The 17,445-nt window shown below is 39.1% G+C and carries 16 protein-coding genes; 2 read left to right on the top strand and 14 right to left on the bottom strand.

Annotated elements, in window-relative coordinates:
* Positions 1 to 60 precede the first annotated feature (60 nt).
* The 6 genes from HMPREF0819_RS01415 to rpiA all read right to left on the bottom strand — a co-directional run bounded on the left by HMPREF0819_RS01415 (position 61) and on the right by rpiA (position 5,665).
* Complete coding sequence (locus HMPREF0819_RS01415; protein ID WP_004231331.1) at positions 61 to 831, bottom strand: hypothetical protein; 771 nt, start codon at positions 829 to 831, stop codon at positions 61 to 63.
* Positions 831 to 1,538, bottom strand: coding sequence for a purine-nucleoside phosphorylase (gene deoD / locus HMPREF0819_RS01410; RefSeq protein ID WP_004231328.1), 708 nt, complete (start codon positions 1,536 to 1,538; stop codon positions 831 to 833). The genes HMPREF0819_RS01415 and deoD overlap by 1 nt, the downstream gene beginning before the upstream one ends.
* The gene (locus tag HMPREF0819_RS01405) at positions 1,522 to 2,721 is read right to left on the bottom strand and encodes a chloride channel protein (protein ID WP_237393036.1); all 1,200 of its coding nucleotides are present in this window, start codon (positions 2,719 to 2,721) and stop codon (positions 1,522 to 1,524) included. Before HMPREF0819_RS01405 ends, deoD begins: the two co-directional genes overlap by 17 nt.
* 101 nt (positions 2,722 to 2,822) lie before the next feature.
* The gene (locus HMPREF0819_RS01400; protein WP_004231324.1) at positions 2,823 to 3,635 is read right to left on the bottom strand and encodes a purine-nucleoside phosphorylase; all 813 of its coding nucleotides are present in this window, start codon (positions 3,633 to 3,635) and stop codon (positions 2,823 to 2,825) included.
* 9 nt (positions 3,636 to 3,644) lie between these two features.
* Positions 3,645 to 4,856, bottom strand: a complete 1,212-nt coding sequence (locus HMPREF0819_RS01395; protein ID WP_004231321.1) for a phosphopentomutase — start codon at positions 4,854 to 4,856, stop codon at positions 3,645 to 3,647.
* A gap of 134 nt (positions 4,857 to 4,990) precedes the next feature.
* Positions 4,991 to 5,665, bottom strand: a complete 675-nt coding sequence (rpiA, locus tag HMPREF0819_RS01390; RefSeq protein ID WP_004231316.1) for a ribose-5-phosphate isomerase RpiA — start codon at positions 5,663 to 5,665, stop codon at positions 4,991 to 4,993.
* Positions 5,666 to 5,887: 222 nt separating this feature from the next.
* Between rpiA and mnmE the strand changes: the two genes are divergently transcribed.
* Positions 5,888 to 7,261, top strand: coding sequence for a tRNA uridine-5-carboxymethylaminomethyl(34) synthesis GTPase MnmE (gene mnmE / locus HMPREF0819_RS01385; protein WP_004231315.1), 1,374 nt, complete (start codon positions 5,888 to 5,890; stop codon positions 7,259 to 7,261).
* Between the two features lie 33 nt (positions 7,262 to 7,294).
* Here the strand turns inward: mnmE and HMPREF0819_RS01380 are convergent, their stop codons facing one another.
* The 8 genes from HMPREF0819_RS01380 to HMPREF0819_RS01350 all read right to left on the bottom strand — a co-directional run bounded on the left by HMPREF0819_RS01380 (position 7,295) and on the right by HMPREF0819_RS01350 (position 16,400).
* Positions 7,295 to 7,879: a uracil-DNA glycosylase family protein gene (locus HMPREF0819_RS01380; RefSeq protein ID WP_004231313.1), complete on the bottom strand. Its 585-nt coding sequence runs from the start codon at positions 7,877 to 7,879 to the stop codon at positions 7,295 to 7,297.
* 447 nt (positions 7,880 to 8,326) lie between these two features.
* Positions 8,327 to 8,473 carry a hypothetical protein gene (locus HMPREF0819_RS08865; RefSeq protein ID WP_004231309.1) on the bottom strand — a complete coding sequence of 49 codons (147 nt, stop codon included), beginning with the start codon at positions 8,471 to 8,473 and terminating at the stop codon, positions 8,327 to 8,329.
* A 92-nt stretch (positions 8,474 to 8,565) separates the two neighbouring features.
* A complete protein-coding gene (pepV, locus tag HMPREF0819_RS01375) occupies positions 8,566 to 9,972 on the bottom strand; it encodes a dipeptidase PepV (RefSeq protein WP_004231307.1) in 1,407 nt (468 codons plus the stop codon).
* Between the two features lie 162 nt (positions 9,973 to 10,134).
* A complete protein-coding gene (locus tag HMPREF0819_RS01370) occupies positions 10,135 to 10,737 on the bottom strand; it encodes a nitroreductase family protein (RefSeq protein WP_004231306.1) in 603 nt (200 codons plus the stop codon).
* Between the two features lie 393 nt (positions 10,738 to 11,130).
* Positions 11,131 to 12,843, bottom strand: coding sequence for a hypothetical protein (locus HMPREF0819_RS01365; protein WP_004231304.1), 1,713 nt, complete (start codon positions 12,841 to 12,843; stop codon positions 11,131 to 11,133).
* Between the two features lie 135 nt (positions 12,844 to 12,978).
* Positions 12,979 to 13,350 carry an ACT domain-containing protein gene (locus HMPREF0819_RS01360; RefSeq protein ID WP_004231301.1) on the bottom strand — a complete coding sequence of 124 codons (372 nt, stop codon included), beginning with the start codon at positions 13,348 to 13,350 and terminating at the stop codon, positions 12,979 to 12,981.
* Positions 13,337 to 15,136, bottom strand: coding sequence for an excinuclease ABC subunit UvrC (uvrC, locus tag HMPREF0819_RS01355; protein WP_004231299.1), 1,800 nt, complete (start codon positions 15,134 to 15,136; stop codon positions 13,337 to 13,339). The genes HMPREF0819_RS01360 and uvrC overlap by 14 nt, the downstream gene beginning before the upstream one ends.
* A 238-nt stretch (positions 15,137 to 15,374) precedes the next feature.
* Positions 15,375 to 16,400 carry a YeiH family protein gene (locus HMPREF0819_RS01350; protein WP_004231297.1) on the bottom strand — a complete coding sequence of 342 codons (1,026 nt, stop codon included), beginning with the start codon at positions 16,398 to 16,400 and terminating at the stop codon, positions 15,375 to 15,377.
* Between the two features lie 99 nt (positions 16,401 to 16,499).
* Between HMPREF0819_RS01350 and HMPREF0819_RS01345 the strand changes: the two genes are divergently transcribed.
* A complete protein-coding gene (locus HMPREF0819_RS01345) occupies positions 16,500 to 17,366 on the top strand; it encodes a LysR family transcriptional regulator (RefSeq protein WP_004231295.1) in 867 nt (288 codons plus the stop codon).
* The last annotated feature ends 79 nt before the right edge of the window (positions 17,367 to 17,445 follow it).

The raw sequence follows: 17,445 nt of genomic DNA, 5'->3' as shown, positions 1-17,445 counted from the left end.
GGAGAAGTACAATTTGATAAATAAAAAGTTCTTGGACAGAGTCCAAGAACTTTTTATGCTTCATTGTCTTAATTCATGCTTTATTATCTCATTGATTTTGTCAAAATAGAAAGTCTTTGTGTCATATTTAATGCCTGCATAAATGGCTAAATCAATGATTTTATCTAGAAAGGCTTGCGATGAGAAATTCGTTGTGCGATGAAGTTCTTCTTCATCAAATGCTTTAATCAGATGAGCAAGAGGGTTTCGGACAGATTTCTCAAATTGACGAAGCTCTGTGATTAAGTTTTTAATATGATCTGGCAACTGACTGTATTGCAAGAGCTCTGCTAAACTACGAGACGTCACCTTTGCATCACGGCGAATCACCAAATACTTATGAAAAATAGGATAGTCGCTCTGCTTCATTTCTGTAAAAAGCCAAGTATCATACTGATCATTTTTAGCATCATGGATAAACTCTTCTAGATTAGGAATCTCACGCTTTGCTAAGCGATAAAAGAGTCTGTATAGAATAGGACTAACTGAGCGGACAAAATCAATGATATTACCATTTCTAATTTTCGCTTCTAGGTCCATGATATAGTTGGCCAATTGTTCTTCTTGCCTATGATTCGTAATCAAATCAAAATCATACTGACGCCAAATAGCCTTGTTTTCAGATTGATGAGCAAAAAGGAAATCAACGTTTAATTCACGACGCTCTTTTAGCATTTCTAAAAGATAGCGACTTGTCGATGGAAAATCTGCATGCTGCTCTGCTATTTTCCAAGCGTGATTATAAGCATAGACATCCAAAAGGATGTCTATCGTCTCGTATATTTCTTGCATTAATCAGCAATAAGAGTCTCAAGACCAACTTTCATCATGTCTGTGAAAGTTGTTTGACGTTCTTGAGCTGTTGTGTCTTCGTCAGCAACCAAGCTATCAGAGATTGTCATGATACCAAGTGCTTGAACACCGTGTTTGGCAGCGAGATAGTAAAGTGCAGCAGCTTCCATCTCAACGGCTTTCACGCCAAGTTGACCAAGTTTGATGTTGTTTTCAGCAAAATCTGAGTAAAATGCATCAACAGACAAAACACTACCAACGTGGGTTGTCATTCCAAGGTCTTGTGCAATATGATAGGCTTTGTCAAGCAAGGTGAAATCAGCAATTTGTGGAAAATCATACTGTGGCCATTCGTTTTTAATCATACTTGAAGTTGTTGCTGCTGCTTGAGCAAGAACAAGTTCACGCACGTGAACGTCTTTGTTAAGTGAACCAGCTGTACCAACACGGATTAGTTTTTTAACGCCGTAAGATTGGATAAGTTCAGTTGCGTAGATTGAGATTGAAGGCATTCCCATACCTGTTCCCATAACGCTAACACGTTCACCTTTGTAAGTTCCTGTGAAGCCCAGCATTCCGCGAACGTTGTTAAAACATACAGCATCTTCTAGGAAGTTTTCAGCGATGAATTTTGCACGGAGTGGGTCTCCCGGAAGTAAGATTTTATCTGCGATTTCGCCTTGTTTGGCTTCAATATGGATTGACATAAGAATTCCTTTCAATGAGATGTTTTATAAAAATAGCTACCGCTACTGCAATCAATAAGATTGGAAGAGCTTGAAGTTGTTGACCTGTAAACGAGACGACTAAGCCTACTGCTGTCAGCGGTGCATTCATTGTGATTGCTAAGAATACACTTGAGCCGATGAGCTTAGCTGAGGCTAGTGAAATAGTGGGAAAGATTTGGCTACAAAGCACAGCACCAAGAAATCCCAGAACTGCTCCCATTGAAAATGAGGGAGTCAAGGTTCCACCGTAAGCGCCATTTTTTAGCGTCAGCAAGACCACAAACGCCTTAACGACAACAATCACAGCAGCATACTGAACAGTCATACCATCAAATACACCTTGCGCCATAGCTCCGCCATTTCCTAAAATCTCAGGAAAAACAAGCGATAAACTGGCTAATAGTAGAAAAGTCAGTGGTAAGCGCCATAAGATGGTGCAATCAGTCGCTTTTTGTGCTTGTGCTTTTTGGGTAAGTCTGCGAAATAGCTGCGCTATCGGCGAGATGAGAACCGCAAGAACAATCGCCAAAATAGCAGTCTTTACATCCAGCGTTACTTGAGCAGCCTCATAAAGTGGAGCATCTGAAATGACTACTCCAGCTATAAGGCTTGCTAAAATCGTCGTTACTGAGACAGAAATCAGATTAAGAACTGAAATTCCCAACCCAAGCGTTTCAAAGGCGAAAAAGATACTGGCAATTGGTACTTGATAAACTGCTGCAAGACCAGCCGCAGCCCCACAAGCAATTGCGAGCTTTCTATCTTGTAAGGTTAGTTTCAAGTAGTCAGATACACGTCCAGCTCCCAACGCACCAAGCTCGCGAGGTGCTCCTTCTTTTCCGATTGGTGAGCCTGCACCGACAGAGGCAACTTGCAAGAAAATATTGGTCAAGTGAATCCAAAGTTTTGGTTGTCTCGATGCTGGATTTTCAGCTTTCATCTGAGATTTGACAGAAATAATCTGACGATTTTTTCGTTGTAAAAAATACCAGAGAATTGCTGAGATAATCCCTGCAAGGACAATCAAAATGAACTGCTTAGTCGAAACTGCTTGAGTAGTCGATGCCTCGCCGTGACCAAAAACTAGATACTCAATTAAGTCTAAAAATTCATGAAGTAAAATGCCACCTAAACCAGCTATTAAAGCTGTTAAAATCAGCACTCCTCCAAAAGGTAAACAGTAGTTAAAATGTTTAAATCGATTATTTTGTAAATGCATCTAAAAAATATTTTTTAAATACGTTTTAAGGCAAATTTCCTAAATTATAGTTCTGCCAAAACTGATTTGACAAGTGTTTTGAAGTCTTCTTTGATTTGTTGTGTAACTGCGACAACTTCTTCGTGGTTAAGTGAGCTTTGGAAACCTGCTGCGTGGTTTGTGATAGCTGAGATTCCCAAGACTTTCAAACCTGAGTGAGCGGCAACGATAACTTCAGGAACTGTTGACATACCAACAGCGTCAGCACCAAGTGTTTGGAAGGCGCGGATTTCAGCAGGTGTTTCATAACAAGGACCTGACACGCCAAGGTAAACACCTTCGTCAAGTTTGATACCGATTTTTTCAGCAACTTTGTGAGCGATTGCGCGGTATTCAGCAGTGTAAGCATCTGACATATCTGGGAAACGAGGTCCGAAGTCATCAAGGTTAGCACCAATCAATGGGTTTTGACCAGTCATGTTGATGTGGTCAGAAATTGCCATCAATGTACCAGGACCAAAGCCGATACCACCAGCAGCATTTGTTACGATAAGACCTTTACAACCAAGAGCTTTCATCACGCGCACTGGGAAAGTCACCAATTCCATTGGATTTCCTTCGTAGAAATGGAAACGTCCTTGAAGAGCAAGAACTTTGTGACCACCAAGGTCACCATAAACCAATTGACCAGCGTGACCAGCAACTGTTGATTTACCCCAGTTTGGGATTTTTTCGTAAGGAATAACAACAGCATTTTCGATTTCTTCAGCCAATTCACCAAGACCTGAACCAAGAATAAGTCCAAATTCTGGGGCGTCACACGCTTGTGACACTAAAAACTGACGTGCTTCTTCAATTTTTTCAATAATTGTAGACATAATTACCTCTTATACTAATTTATCTAAGAATGATTGACCAATCATTGCTTTTTCAACACCAAAGTTTTCAGCAATTGTTGCTGAGATATCTGCAAAATGACCAACTGGCAAGACACCGTTTCCTTTAAATGCTGGGCTGTATGCCAACAATGGAATGTATTCACGAGTGTGGTCTGTACCAGTGTAAGTTGGGTCATTACCGTGGTCAGCAGTGATTAGAAGAAGGTCATCTTCTTTCATATTTTCCAAGATTTCTGGCATGCGTTTGTCAAAATCTTCAAGGCAATCACGGTAACCTTGAGCGTTACGACGGTGACCGTACATGGCATCAAAGTCAACTAAGTTTGTAAATGACAAGCCTTTTGTGAATTCAGGCAATTGCATTGTTTTAAGAAGGGTATCAACACCGTGCATGTTTGATTTGTTGTGTCCCATGTCGTTTGTGATACCTGAACCGTTGAAGATATCATTGATTTTACCAACACCGTATGTTGGAATACCAGCATCAGCCAATTTATTCAAAACTGTTGGACCAAATGGTGACAAGGCATAGTCATGACGGTTTGCTGTACGTGTAAAATTACCAGGTTCACCAACGTATGGACGTGCAATGATACGACCAAGAAGAGCTGGACGTTCTAGTGTGATTGAACGGGCGTATTCACAGATTTTGTAAAGCTCTTCTACTGGGATTACATCTTCGTGAGCAGCGATTTGAAGTACTGGGTCAGCTGATGTGTAGATGATTAACTCGCCAGTTTCCATTTGACGTGGACCGAAATCATCGATAACTGCAGTACCTGAGTAAGGTTTGTTAGCTTCACGAATGACTTTACGTCCTGAAAATTCTTCGATTTTAGTTAAAATTTCTTCTGGGAATCCATCAAGGAATGTATCAAATGGTTCTGTAATGTTAAGACCCATGATTTCCCAGTGACCAGTCATTGTGTCTTTACCAAGAGAAACTTCTTCAAGTTTAGTGGCATAACCTGTTGGTTGAGCTTCAGCTGGAACTGTTTTTAGAGGAGTTTCACGAGGAATATTTCCAAGACCAACTTTAGCCATGTTTGGAACATTAAGTCCTACAGTTTTTGAAATGTGACCAAGTGTATCTGATGCACCATCTGGCACGCCAGCGTTGACAAAGTTGTTAGCATCTGGTGCAGCACCGATTCCGACAGAATCAAGTACGACAAGATGAATACGATTAAATGTTGACATAGTTTTCCTACTCTAGGGTGGTTACGGTTGGCACCCAAAACCTCCTAATCAAATCGATTAGAAATCATAATGACGATAACATGCAAACAGGAGACTATCGGCTGATCCAGTCAAAATATCTCCTGTAAACTATCTTATTTAGCTTCTAGAATTTTAACGCCGTCTTTACCAGCAACGATGACTTTGTTAACCATACCATTGAAAAGACCGTGCTCAACGACACCAACCATAGCTTTCAATTCTTTACCAAATTCAACTGGATTTTCAATCACGCCAAGGTCAAGATCAATGATGTAGTTTTTCATATCAGTCACAAAGCGTTCGCCATCTGCCATACGGTATGATGGTTTGTAACCTTTTTTCTCAAATTCACGAAAAATGCGGTCAGCACCATATTGTACGACTTCTACAGGCAATTTGAAAGCACCAAGTTTGTCGACCATCTTAGATTCGTCAACAACCCAGATATATTCTTTACTTGGTGTAGCAACGATTTTTTCCATAAGAAGGGCTCCGCCGCCACCTTTGATACCGTTGAAGTTTTTATCAACTTCGTCAGCACCATCAACGGTTACATCAATAACATCGATGTCATCAACGGCTTTCAAAGGAATACCAAGACCTTCTGCTTGAGCAGTTGTTTGGCTTGAAGTTGTAACACCAACAACTTTAAGTCCTTCTTCTTTCATACGGCGTCCGATTTCTTCAACGAAGAAATACGCAGTTGAACCTGTTCCAAGTCCAACAACCATGCCATCTTTAACATACTGGGCAGCAGTCACCCCAGCCATTTTTTTAAGTTTTTCCATAACAACCTCACCTAAATTTATATGTAAAACAAATATACCTATTTCTAACTAACCATTATACCATGACTTGGGGTGTTTTAGCTAGATTGAATTACTCAAAATTTATAGAGTTTCAGGCGTCTTTCAACCCTCTTCTATTGCTTGAATGTTCTATTTGCGTTACAATTAAATAAGATATTTTTTGAAAATAATACTTAAAGAAATAGATTGGAATGAATACGAATGATTACTAAGGAATTCGATACGATTGCCGCAATTTCAACACCGCTTGGTGAAGGGGCAATTGGAATTGTCCGACTCTCTGGTACTGACGCGCTAGATATTGCCAAAAAAGTCTATCGCGGTAAAGACCTAAGTAAAGTCGACTCTCACACTATCAACTATGGTCATATTGTTGACCCTGACAACGATGAAATTCTTGATGAAGTTATGGTATCTGTCATGCTTTCACCAAAAACATTTACCCGTGAAGATGTCATCGAAATCAACACACACGGTGGTGTGGCTGTCACTAATGAGATTTTGCAACTTGTCTTGCGACATGGTGCTCGTCTTGCTGAACCTGGTGAATTTACAAAACGTGCTTTCTTGAATGGTCGTGTTGACTTGACTCAAGCTGAAGCTGTCATGGATATTATCCGTGCTAAAACTGATAAAGCCATGAACATCGCTGTTAAACAGCTTGATGGTTCCCTATCAAAACTCATCAACGACACGCGCCAAGAAATTCTAAACACTCTTGCTCAAGTTGAGGTTAACATTGATTACCCGGAGTACGACGATGTCGAAGAAATGACAACAGCACTTATCCATGAAAAAACGCAAGAATTCCAATCACTTTTGGAAAACCTTTTGCGCACAGCACGTCGTGGTAAAATCCTTCGTGAAGGTCTTTCTACTGCTATCATTGGTCGTCCAAACGTTGGAAAATCTAGTCTTTTGAACAATTTGCTTCGCGAAGACAAAGCAATCGTTACTGATATTGAAGGGACAACACGTGACGTTATCGAAGAATACGTCAACATCAAAGGTGTTCCTTTGAAACTAGTCGATACAGCTGGTATCCGTGAAACTGACGACGTGGTTGAAAAAATCGGTGTTGAACGTTCTAAAAAAGCTCTTGAGGAAGCTGATTTAGTACTTCTTGTACTCAATAGTTCTGAACCTTTGACTGATCAAGACCGTGCACTTCTTGAACTCAGCAAAGACAGCAACCGCATTATTTTACTTAACAAAACAGATTTGCCAGAAAAAATCGAGGCTGACCAATTGCCAGACGATGTGATTCGCATTTCTGTTCTTAAAAATGAAAACATTAATTTAATTGAAGAACGCATCAACCAACTTTTCTTTGACAATGCTGGAATCGTTGAAAAAGATGCGACTTACCTTTCAAATGCTCGTCACATTTCATTGATTGAAAAAGCTGTTCAAAGCTTACAATCTGTCAATGAAGGACTTGAAATGGGAATGCCTGTTGACCTTCTTCAAATTGATTTGACACGTTGTTGGGAAATTCTTGGTGAAATCACTGGTGATGCTGCGCCAGACGAACTCATCAACCAACTCTTCACCCAATTCTGTCTTGGAAAATAACAACAAAAACTCGCCAAACATTGGCGAGTTTTTTTATTTTTTAAGAATTTCTCTGACACGTTTCTGCAAATCTGGAATAACTTCTTGTTCGAACCAAGGATTTTTGCGTTGCCATATATTATTTCGCGGAGATGGGTGCACCACTGGGAAAAATTCAGGCAAGTAATCTTTGTAATGCTTAACAGTTTCAGTCAGCTTTGCAGATGATTTTTGTTGGAGATAATAGCGCTGCGCATATGACCCAACCAAGATGTGCAATTCAATATTTGGTGCCAAATCCAGAGTACGCTTATGCCATTTATCCGCAAAACCTTTTCGTGGAGCTAAATCACCTGACTTACCCTTGCCAGGAAAATAGAAATCCATAGGTACCACCGCAAAAAGTCCAGATTCATAGAAAATTTCACGGTCAACGCCAAGCCATCTCCGCAAATTATCACCACTCGGGTCATTCCAATACAGCCCTGATTCTTGAGCACGAATACCTGGTGCTTGACCAACGATATTGATTCTGGCAGTTTTTGGAACCGTAAAAAGTGGTCTAATTCCTTGCTCAGTATAAGCTGCATTTTGCTCATCAGCCATAATATCAGCGACTAGTCGCTCATAACTATCCATACATATCACTTCTTCCTATTCTTTTGGTAGCTCATCTCTTAGGCTCATTAAAGCAGACAAGCTTTGATTGTCAACTACCCCTGCCATCTTCACCTGATTTCGTTTTGGCTCAAAAGCTATCTTCTCTTTTTTAGTCCACTTTTGCGTTGGCTCTTGCTTCAGAGAAGCATTTTGCTTATCAGCTAATTCTTCCTTAGCAGGATTTTTATCAGATGTCTTTATGATTTTGAAAAATAAGCTGCGCAGACGGTTTAAAAAGCGCTGCAGATACTACTTAAACTTCAAAAAAGTTTGTTTTGGCTTTTGATAATATCTGACATCAGGATAAATCGGGCGTGACATCCCAGTCTGAAAAACGGAAATATTATAGTTTAGCCAAACACGCTCAATTTCTGAACCATCTTTATCATGTTTAGGCAAATAGCGCCTAGATAAGTCAAACTGGTACTAATTAATATCTTTTAAATCACTAGTTAAGACACAAGCATAAACAGACTTGCTCTTCTTGCTTTGGTACATGCCTATCAGTTCTTCATTTGGCATTAAAACAGATTTCAAAATCTTCTCAACACGCAAAGAATTCGCTTTTACCATAAAATCTCCTAAAAAATCTCGTTTTCATGTATAAAAAAAGAAGAGCTTTTCACAATTTCGCAAAAAATTCTCTTCTTTTCAAAGGTTAATGATTATTTGATCAATTCGTAAAGTGCTTCAGCGTAGATAGCAGCTGCACGGTAAAGGTCTTCAACATCAGCAAATTCATTTGCTTGGTGCATTGTGTTTACGTAATCTGGGAACATAGCACCAAAGGCAACACCACGTTTAAGAAGACGACCGAATGTACCACCACCGATAACTTGTTCGTAGCCTTTCAAACCAGTTTGTTTTTCGTAAACTGAAAGAAGTGTTGATACCAATGGGTCATCAGCTGGAACGTAGTGAGGTGTGTGTTCGTGATCTGAAAGAGTCACTTTAGTTACACCGTTAAGTTTTTCAAGTTCAGCTTTGATTGTTTGAGAGTCAGTACCTTGTGGGTAACGGAAGTTAAGTGTGATTGTGTTGTCATCTGAGTTGCGGTCAAATTTGAAGACACCAGCGTTCATGCTAAGTGCACCCATTTTCGCATCAGTGTAAGCAACACCAAGGTTTTCACCAGCGAAATCTTTGTGAAGAACGTTAGCTGTTGTATCAAGGTAAACTTTAGCTGCGCCATCAAAAGCAAATTGATCCAAGAATTTAGCAAGGTAAGTTGCAGCGTTAAGACCAATTTCTGGAGTTGAACCGTGAGCTGATTTACCGATTACTGTAGCGCGGAAAGCGTCACCTTCTTGAACAAGCTCAGCTTTAAGATCTTCAGCAGCCGCAAAAGCAGCAAGTTTTTCTTGAAGTTTAGCCAAAGTACTGTCTGCTGTAAATACTGCTGTTGCTGATTCTGGAACCATGTTGTCACGAAGGCCAGCTTCAAAAGTATTCAAAGTGAAAGCTCCGTTGTTTTCACCAGCGAAGTGAAGGTATTCAGTAATGTTACCTTTTTCACCGTTGATGATTGGGAATTCAGCATCTGGAGAGAATCCGAAATCAGGATCTTTCAAACCGTTATGTGCGAAATAGTATTCCATATCGCCCCAACCTGATTCTTCGTCAGTACCAACGATGAAACGAACACGTTTAGATACTGGAAGACCAAGATCTTTGATGATTTTTAGGGCATAGTAACATGCCATTGTAGGACCTTTATCATCTGATGATCCACGCGCATAAAGACGTCCGTCTTTGATAACTGGTTCGTAAGGATCTGTATCCCAACCGCTACCTGCTGGCACAACATCCAAGTGAGCAAAGATACCAAGTACTTCGTCACCTTCACCAAATTCAAAGTCACCAGCATAGTTGTCAATGTTACGAGTTTTGTAACCATCGCGTTCAGCCATTGCAAGGAAGTGTTCCAAAGCTTTTGCTGGACCAGGTCCAAATGGGTGTTCTTTGTCAGCTTTGCTATCATCACGTTCAGAGTTGATACGCAAAAGTGCAAAGAGGTCGTCCATCATGGCATCTTTACGTTTTTCAACTTCTGCTTTAAAGTCTACTGTCATTTCTTATAACTCCTCCATATATGTAGCTTCTCTTTCACAGAAAAGCCACGTCATTTTATCTTTTGAGCCAACTTACCAATAGTAACTCATATTTTAAGATTTGTAAACCTAGTTTGGTAAATTCTTCACTAAGTTTTATGCATAAAGCTTAAAAAGTTCTGCTTATCGACGTTCGATGATTTCATCCACTGGCAAACGATAACTTGGTTCTGGTTTATCATCGCTGTAACCAACTGTTATCAAAAGTTCTGGACGGAAACGTTTGTCAATTTCTAGAATGTCATTTGGCAGAGATTTATCAAAACCAAGAATAATATTTGATGAGATACCTTGGTCAGTCAAAGCTAGAACCAGATTCATCGCAAAAATACCAGCATTGAGTGCTAGGTATTCGCCTTTACGTTTGTTATCATATTCTGCATAACGTGCTGGCAAAGTTTCCATATAATATTCTAGCTTAGCATTGTCCAATGATTTGACACCAATGCGAGCAATCTTGCGAGAGCGTTGCACTAAATCAGTATCTGTAAAGAGTGCCACAACATATTGAGCTTCTTCAACTTGTTTTTTGTTAATATCTGGGAGATGTTCAGCCAGTTCTGCTTTTTTCTCTTCAACAATCACAATTTTCCATGGTTGAATGTTATTAGCACTAGGTGCTAAGGTAGCAATTTCAATAGCAGTACGCAAATCTTTATAGTCTACGGGTTTGTCATTGAAAGTTTTGACGGCATGGCGCTTTTTGTTCAATTCAAGAAATTTCATAAGCGACCCTCCTTTTTTAATTCTATGCTCTTTTATTTTATCATTTTTTGGAAGAGTTTACAGCTATTTTGCACGGCTGCTGGCCTAAAAATTAAGTCGACTTAAAAAGAAAAACCAGAACTTGCGTTCTGATCTTAAGATAAAATCTTTTTTGATACTTTCCTTAGGTGGTGTGGTCGGCAGTGACTTCCTACGGAATTCCATGCCTAAGTTTTGAGCCTAAAGTCTCAAAACTTCCCGGTGGCTGAATTTAGCAGAATTACAGCAACTTTCACCACGGCAGAAAGTATCTTTTTGTTGCTCGTTTCACTCGCAAACAATCCTGCAATCTAATCGTGATAACAATAACCTAAAGAATTAAGTTCATTTACGTTCTGGTTATCAGTTATTATTTCATCGTTTTTTCTTGATGAGGTAAGCGAGGGTTGCTAGCCATGAGAGGATGTTCACGACAATCAATGCCTTAAACCAAGTGCTGATGTGGTAGGTAATTGTTAGCGTGTTTTTTCCTGCTTTTTGCATCACGGTTGGTGTCCCAATACCAGATAAAGAATAATCCTTATCACTCAGTTTTTTGCCGTTAAGCGTCAACTCAGTATCCTTATACTTAACAGCTGGGATAATCGCCCAATCGCTGGTATCCGCATACCAAGTGAAGGTTAGCTCATTATCCCCTTGTGTTTTTTTGAATAAATCAGTATGACCTAAGACAAATTCTTCATACAAGACATACTTGTTTTCTTTGTTTGATTTGTCAGCCGGCAAGTAATCAGGCGTTGATTTTGACACAATATCCAGCAGTTTAAATTTATCTGAATCATAAAAACTTGCTCGTACATCGGCAGGATTTCCCCAGATAAAGGTATGCTTCTTACGTTGAATTGGGTATTTAGTATTGTAATACTCATCAATCTTTTCGCTCTGCAATTGTGATAACTGCGCTAGGCTTAAAACGTTGACCACAATCAATCCGACAGTAACGATTTTTGACCATTTTTTATCAAAATAACGATCCAAAACCATAGTCGCTGCTAAAAGCAACAAGACAGTGGCTGGCACAAAGAAACGAAATGGAAATTGAATCAGATTAACCAGCGGAAGATTCAATTGGTTGACCGTATACCAAGGGAAAATACTACTTGATAACACCAAGAAAAGGAAAAATGCCCCTGTCACCGCGCGCAGCAATTGATCAAAATGACGCCAGTGTCTAAATGAAAAGTACAGTTGATACAAAAGTACCAAAACAAGCGCCTTAGGCGTTAACAACCACTCGATACTGCGTTGGTTGACGGTCATAATGTACAATTTTGAATTGATGAATGGCTCAACCAAATTGTTGCTACGTCCAACATCAATCAAAGCTGCCCAGACATTTGCCGTTAGTAAAAGGCTAAGCAAAACAGCTTGAACGCCCTTAACAAAGACTTCTTTTTTCTCAGCAGATTTGAAAAATCCGTACAAGTAAAATGGCAAGTAGGCGACAATCAGCAAGAAACAGCTGAGCATATGCACCTGCATCATAACTGCCACTGCTACTGCCAAGCGCAGCACACCTACTTTTTTCGTTCTGATAAAGTCAACAGCTGGGATTAAACACCATGGCATAAAGGCTGCGCCCCAGCTTGAGAAACCTTGTCTAAAGGTCCAGTACTGAACCGAAAACGTCATCATGTAAAAGGCTGCGACCCCCAAAGCTATCTTTGGCTTAACAAGTGCTCTGCGATTTAAACGATACATCGAAAACCCAGCAATGACGCTTAATAAGAAACGTGATAGCAATTGGTAGGTATACCAATTCTTACTGATAAGAACTAAAAGCCCTTGAAAATAAGCAAAATACGGGCCATACAAGGCATTGACAATACGTCCTGAACTGTAAAAGCCATATAAGGAAATGAAATAGCTAAAATTTCCAGTCTTAAGTTGCATCGCTGTCTCGTAGAAACGATTATAGTGAAAGAGAAAATCACTACCCGCAATAACTCCACGAGACATGATTTGGGGAAGCAAGAGCAAGAAAGCTACCACAAGAATAACAATACTTGGCAGCCAAGTGCTCTTTTGACTTAATTGAGAGAGGCCTTGCTTCATTTTTTTAAACATGCATATCTCCTTAAAAAATCCCTATCCATGTTAGCACAGTTTAAAATAGATTACAATCCTAGCAGAAAATTTCAAGAAAGTTTTTATGAAATTTTCTTATTTATATTCAAAAACACCTTTCATTTCTTGCGAAAATTATCCCAAAATCTGATATCCTGCTTCTTCTAATACTCGGAGTGCGCTTTGAAAATCCGTTGTTTTCGTTAAAATGTAATCCGTGTTATAAGTCGAAATGGCAAAGATACCAATATTATTTTCTGCTAAAAGACTTGATATTTTCGATAAAATGCCAATCAAAGAAAAGTCTAAAACACCCTCGATTCGAAAAGCTGACCAAGTCTTATCAACTGTCAAAGCATTTTCAGGGACAAGTGTAATCGGACAAACAAGTGATTTTTCGTCATCTGTTACCCCAGTAAAAACAAATGTATTTTCCAGATTGACTTGTGAATAATCCTCAACTTGGCAAACAGCAAATTCTTCAGTAATCGGTTTAATGGTTAGCATTGACAGCTTTCTCCTTGTTTAATTTTTCTTTAATCGCAGTTGCGACATTTCGTGGAATACCACAGTTCACAATATCGTCTATATCAGCCTTTTGAATATTGGGTAGGCTCTTAAAGTGTTTCATGAGTAATTGCTTGCGTTTTGGTCCCAATCCAGCAATGCCATCAAGTTTTGATGAGAATGAATTTTTACTACGCAATTGACGGTGAAAGGTAATGGCAAAGCGGTGCACTTCGTCTTGAATGCGCTGCAGCAAGAAGAATTCTTCAGAGTTTCGTGGCAATTCGACCACTTCTAATGGGTCACCAAAGAGCAATTCGTGCGTTTGGTGCTTATCATTTTTTTGCAGACCAGCGATTGGAATATCGAGTCCAAGTTTATTTTCAATGACATCACGCGCAACATTAACCTGACCTTGACCACCATCAATGATAATCAAATCTGGCGGAGTTAGACCGTCTTTCATGACCCGACTGTATCTACGGTAAATGACTTCACGCATGCTGGCATAATCATCTGGTCCGACTACAGTTTTAATTTTAAATTTACGGTAATCTTTCTTACTTGGTTTTCCATTTACAAAGACAACCATCCCCGCAACTGGGCTTGTTCCTTGAATATTTGAGTTATCAAAGGCTTCAATGCGCACAGGTTTTGGAATATTGAGTAATTCACCGATGTTTTCAATGGCGCCATGTGTTTTGCGGATATCTTTTTCCAGCAGGTCAAATTTTTGTTGCAGGCTGACACGCGCATTTTTTGTCGCAAGATTTACCAGCTGCTTCTTCTCACCACGTTGTGGTTTGATGACTTTGGTATCAACAACTGCTTTAACTAATTCTTCGTCAATGTCCTGAGGAATAAAGACTTCTTTTGGCACAAAATGCTTGCTATCTCGGTAAAATTGTCCGACATAGGTTAAGAAATCTTCTTCTGGGTCATTGTAATACGGGAACATATTAACATCACGTTGGATGAGTTTTCCTTGGCGAACAAAGAAGACCTGAACACACATCCAACCTTTGTCGACATAATAACCAAAAATATCACGGTCCATCATATCTTGGTTCATGACACGTTGTTTGGTACGAAGTGTTGAAATAGCTTGCAATAAATCACGGTATTCTGCCGCACGTTCAAATTCCATCATGTCTGACGCTTTTTGCATTTTGTCTTTCAAGCCATCGACGATTTTATTGTCTTTGCCATCAAGAAAATTCTTGACGTCTTGCGCCATTTCAACAAAATAATCATGGTCAACATGACAAATTGTGTGAGCTTTACATTGCCCCAAATGGTAATAAAAACAAACCTTGTTAGCAGGATTTGTACATTTCTTGAATGGGAAAATGCGGTCGAGCAGACGTTTGATTTCTGTCGCAGCACCAGAATCTGGGTATGGTCCAAAATACATGGCACCATCTTTTTTGATTTGGCGGGTAATCATCAAGCGTGGGTACTGCTCATTCACAGTAATTTTGATGAATGGGTAAGATTTGTCATCTTTTAGCTTGATGTTATACTTTGGCATGTTTTCTTGAATCAGATTGATTTCAAGAAGAAGGGCTTCTGTATTTGACCCAGTAACAATGTATTCAAAATCTTCAATCTCAGAAACCAAGAGTTCTGTCTTGGTATTGTGGCTGCCGTGAAAGTAGCTACGCACACGATTCTTGAGATTTTTAGCCTTTCCGACATAGATAATTTTGCCGTTTTTATCTTTATGGATATAGCAACCAGGGCTATCTGGAAGCAATTCCAATTTGTGCTTAATCAGTTCATTCATGTTTTTATTATAGCAAAAAGAATTTTCCTTTGCTCGCTGTGAGATTTAGACATCAAAAAGCCGCCTAAGAGCTCAGTAGACGACTTTTTCGTATAAGATTTTAATAAAAGGAGAGCGAGCTAATTGTAAAATAAATGACCATTCAGTTCACCTCATTCAGTACATTACTTTTTGTTAACGTTTTCAAACTCAAAAAATCCCCTAGATTTTTCTAAGGAATTTTTAATCTAAATTTCTCCTACCAAATACCTAAAACATGTTGCATCAAGAGACTGACACACGTGATTGCAAGCCAGCAAGCTGCACCAACACCGATTGCTTGACCGCCTGTTTTAACTAACTTGATAGGATTTGTATTTAATCCGATAGCGCCCATTGCCATGACGATAAAGAATTTTGAGAGAACTTTGAGCTGCTCAAAGAGTTCCACAGACATTCCTAAGCCACTAACTACTGTTGTCACGATTGAAGCTAACAAGAAATACAACACAAACATTGGAAATGCTTTTTTAAGGCTGAATGTTTTCTCAGAAGCTCCACCATTTTTACTTTCCTTGAAGGCTGTGTAAAATGATAAAACAAGCGTAATCGGGATAATCGCTAGTGTTCGAGTCAATTTCACAATTGTTGCACCATCTAAGGTATTTGACCCGTGAACAGCATCCCAAGCTGTCGCGGTCGCCGTAACGGATGACGTATCATTGACAGCTGTTCCCGCAAAAAGCGCAAAACCTTGGTTAGATAGGTGAAGTAAGTCCCCCAACGTTGGAAAAATTAGTGCCGCTAAGATATTGAAAAGAAAGATAACCGAAATACTCTTTGCGACTTCTTCATCTTTTGCTTTAATAACTGGTGCTGTTGCGGCAATAGCTGAGCCACCACAAATAGATGACCCAACACCAACCAAGATTGCTATATTACTATCCAATTTTAGCCATTTTTGCAATAAAAACGCTACAACCAACGAGACTGCAATGGTTGAAATAATAATTGGCAATGACTGTGTCCCAATTTTAAAAACTTGTGTTAAGTTTAAACCAAAACCTAATAAAACAACCGCCGCTTGTAAAACATATTTTGATGTAAAAGCAATACCATCAGTGGTTTGGGTGCGATTGTTATGAAAATTCCCCACAACCATCCCAAGTAAAATTGCAAATACTGGCGCTCCTACAAGTGGAAATAAATGCCCTAAAAACCAGGCTGGTAAAGCCAGAATCACACAAAACATAATTCCCGGCAATTTTTTCTCAATTGTCATCATAATAAAAACTCCTTTTCACAAAACATTATAACCCGGACAAGTTATAATGTAAAATTATGATTTATTATGATATAATAAAAAAAATAATAGGAGATTATTATGCTTGATTACCGTGTTTTTACCTTTATGAAAGTCTGCGAAACGCTTAATTTTACCCAAGCTGCTAAAGAATTGCATATCACTCAACCTGCAGTCACTAAGCATATCAAAACTTTAGAGACAGAGTATCAAACTAGGCTTTTTACCTTTTCTGGCAAGCAATGTCAGCTGACACAAAGTGGCAAAGAATTGCTTGATTTGCTGACGACTATGGACACAGATATTAAGCATTTCAAGACACAGCTTAAGCAAGATTTACAGCCGCTAAATTTTGGGGCTACTTTGACCATTGGCGAGTATGTTTTGACCGATTCTTTAGTGGATATTTTGGCAAATCACCCGAATTTCCAAGTCAAAATGCTGGTGGATAATACCAAGAAACTGTTAAAAGCTATTGATAATGGACAGATTGATTTTGCCTTGATTGAAGGTTTCTTTTCAAAAGAAAAATACGATTTTCTGCCTTATCGCACAGAACCTTTCATCGCGGTCGCTTCTCCCGGCTCACCCCTAGCAAGCGGAAGCTATTCTTTAGAAGACCTACTAACCTATCCTATCATTGTGCGCGAGCAAGGGTCAGGTACCCGTGAAATACTTGAAATCATGCTCAAAGAGGCCAATCTAACCATTTCTGATTTCCATAAAATTACTGAAATTGGTAATCTAAATACCATTTGCAAGCTGGTCCAAAAAAATCTGGGAATTAGTTTTGTTTATCAAAGCGTGGTTCAAAAAGAAATTTCTGCAGGTAATCTCCAAAAAATTAATTTGGATATTTCTGCCATAAGTCATGATTTTACCTTTATTTGGCGCAAAAATAGTCATTTTAAAAATCATTATCAAGATATTTTTAAGCTCTTTTTCTGATTTTTTGGCTTGATAAAAACACTTTTTTTTCGTAAACTATGTAGTTTATAGCCTATGTTAATTTTTAGAAAGGACAATT

The organism is Streptococcus equinus ATCC 9812, from assembly GCF_000187265.1.
GTDB classification, from domain to species: domain Bacteria; phylum Bacillota; class Bacilli; order Lactobacillales; family Streptococcaceae; genus Streptococcus; species Streptococcus equinus.
The sequence above is the reverse complement of the archived record's forward strand: the minus strand, read 5'-3'. Positions and strand labels throughout refer to the sequence as shown.

Bases quoted from the DNA above. Each gene is read 5' to 3' on its own strand.
- HMPREF0819_RS01415 (WP_004231331.1), bottom strand. From the start codon at position 831: ATGCAAGAAATATACGAGACGATAGACATCCTTTTGGATGTCTATGCT.
- deoD (WP_004231328.1), bottom strand. From the start codon at position 1,538: ATGTCAATCCATATTGAAGCCAAACAAGGCGAAATCGCAGATAAAATC.
- HMPREF0819_RS01400 (WP_004231324.1), bottom strand. From the start codon at position 3,635: ATGTCTACAATTATTGAAAAAATTGAAGAAGCACGTCAGTTTTTAGTG.
- HMPREF0819_RS01395 (WP_004231321.1), bottom strand. From the start codon at position 4,856: ATGTCAACATTTAATCGTATTCATCTTGTCGTACTTGATTCTGTCGGA.
- rpiA (WP_004231316.1), bottom strand. From the start codon at position 5,665: ATGGAAAAACTTAAAAAAATGGCTGGGGTGACTGCTGCCCAGTATGTT.
- mnmE (WP_004231315.1), top strand. From the start codon at position 5,888: ATGATTACTAAGGAATTCGATACGATTGCCGCAATTTCAACACCGCTT.
- HMPREF0819_RS01380 (WP_004231313.1), bottom strand. From the start codon at position 7,879: ATGGATAGTTATGAGCGACTAGTCGCTGATATTATGGCTGATGAGCAA.
- HMPREF0819_RS08865 (WP_004231309.1), bottom strand. From the start codon at position 8,473: ATGGTAAAAGCGAATTCTTTGCGTGTTGAGAAGATTTTGAAATCTGTT.
- pepV (WP_004231307.1), bottom strand. From the start codon at position 9,972: ATGACAGTAGACTTTAAAGCAGAAGTTGAAAAACGTAAAGATGCCATG.
- HMPREF0819_RS01370 (WP_004231306.1), bottom strand. From the start codon at position 10,737: ATGAAATTTCTTGAATTGAACAAAAAGCGCCATGCCGTCAAAACTTTC.
- HMPREF0819_RS01365 (WP_004231304.1), bottom strand. From the start codon at position 12,843: ATGTTTAAAAAAATGAAGCAAGGCCTCTCTCAATTAAGTCAAAAGAGC.
- HMPREF0819_RS01360 (WP_004231301.1), bottom strand. From the start codon at position 13,350: ATGCTAACCATTAAACCGATTACTGAAGAATTTGCTGTTTGCCAAGTT.
- uvrC (WP_004231299.1), bottom strand. From the start codon at position 15,136: ATGAATGAACTGATTAAGCACAAATTGGAATTGCTTCCAGATAGCCCT.
- HMPREF0819_RS01350 (WP_004231297.1), bottom strand. From the start codon at position 16,400: ATGATGACAATTGAGAAAAAATTGCCGGGAATTATGTTTTGTGTGATT.
- HMPREF0819_RS01345 (WP_004231295.1), top strand. From the start codon at position 16,500: ATGCTTGATTACCGTGTTTTTACCTTTATGAAAGTCTGCGAAACGCTT.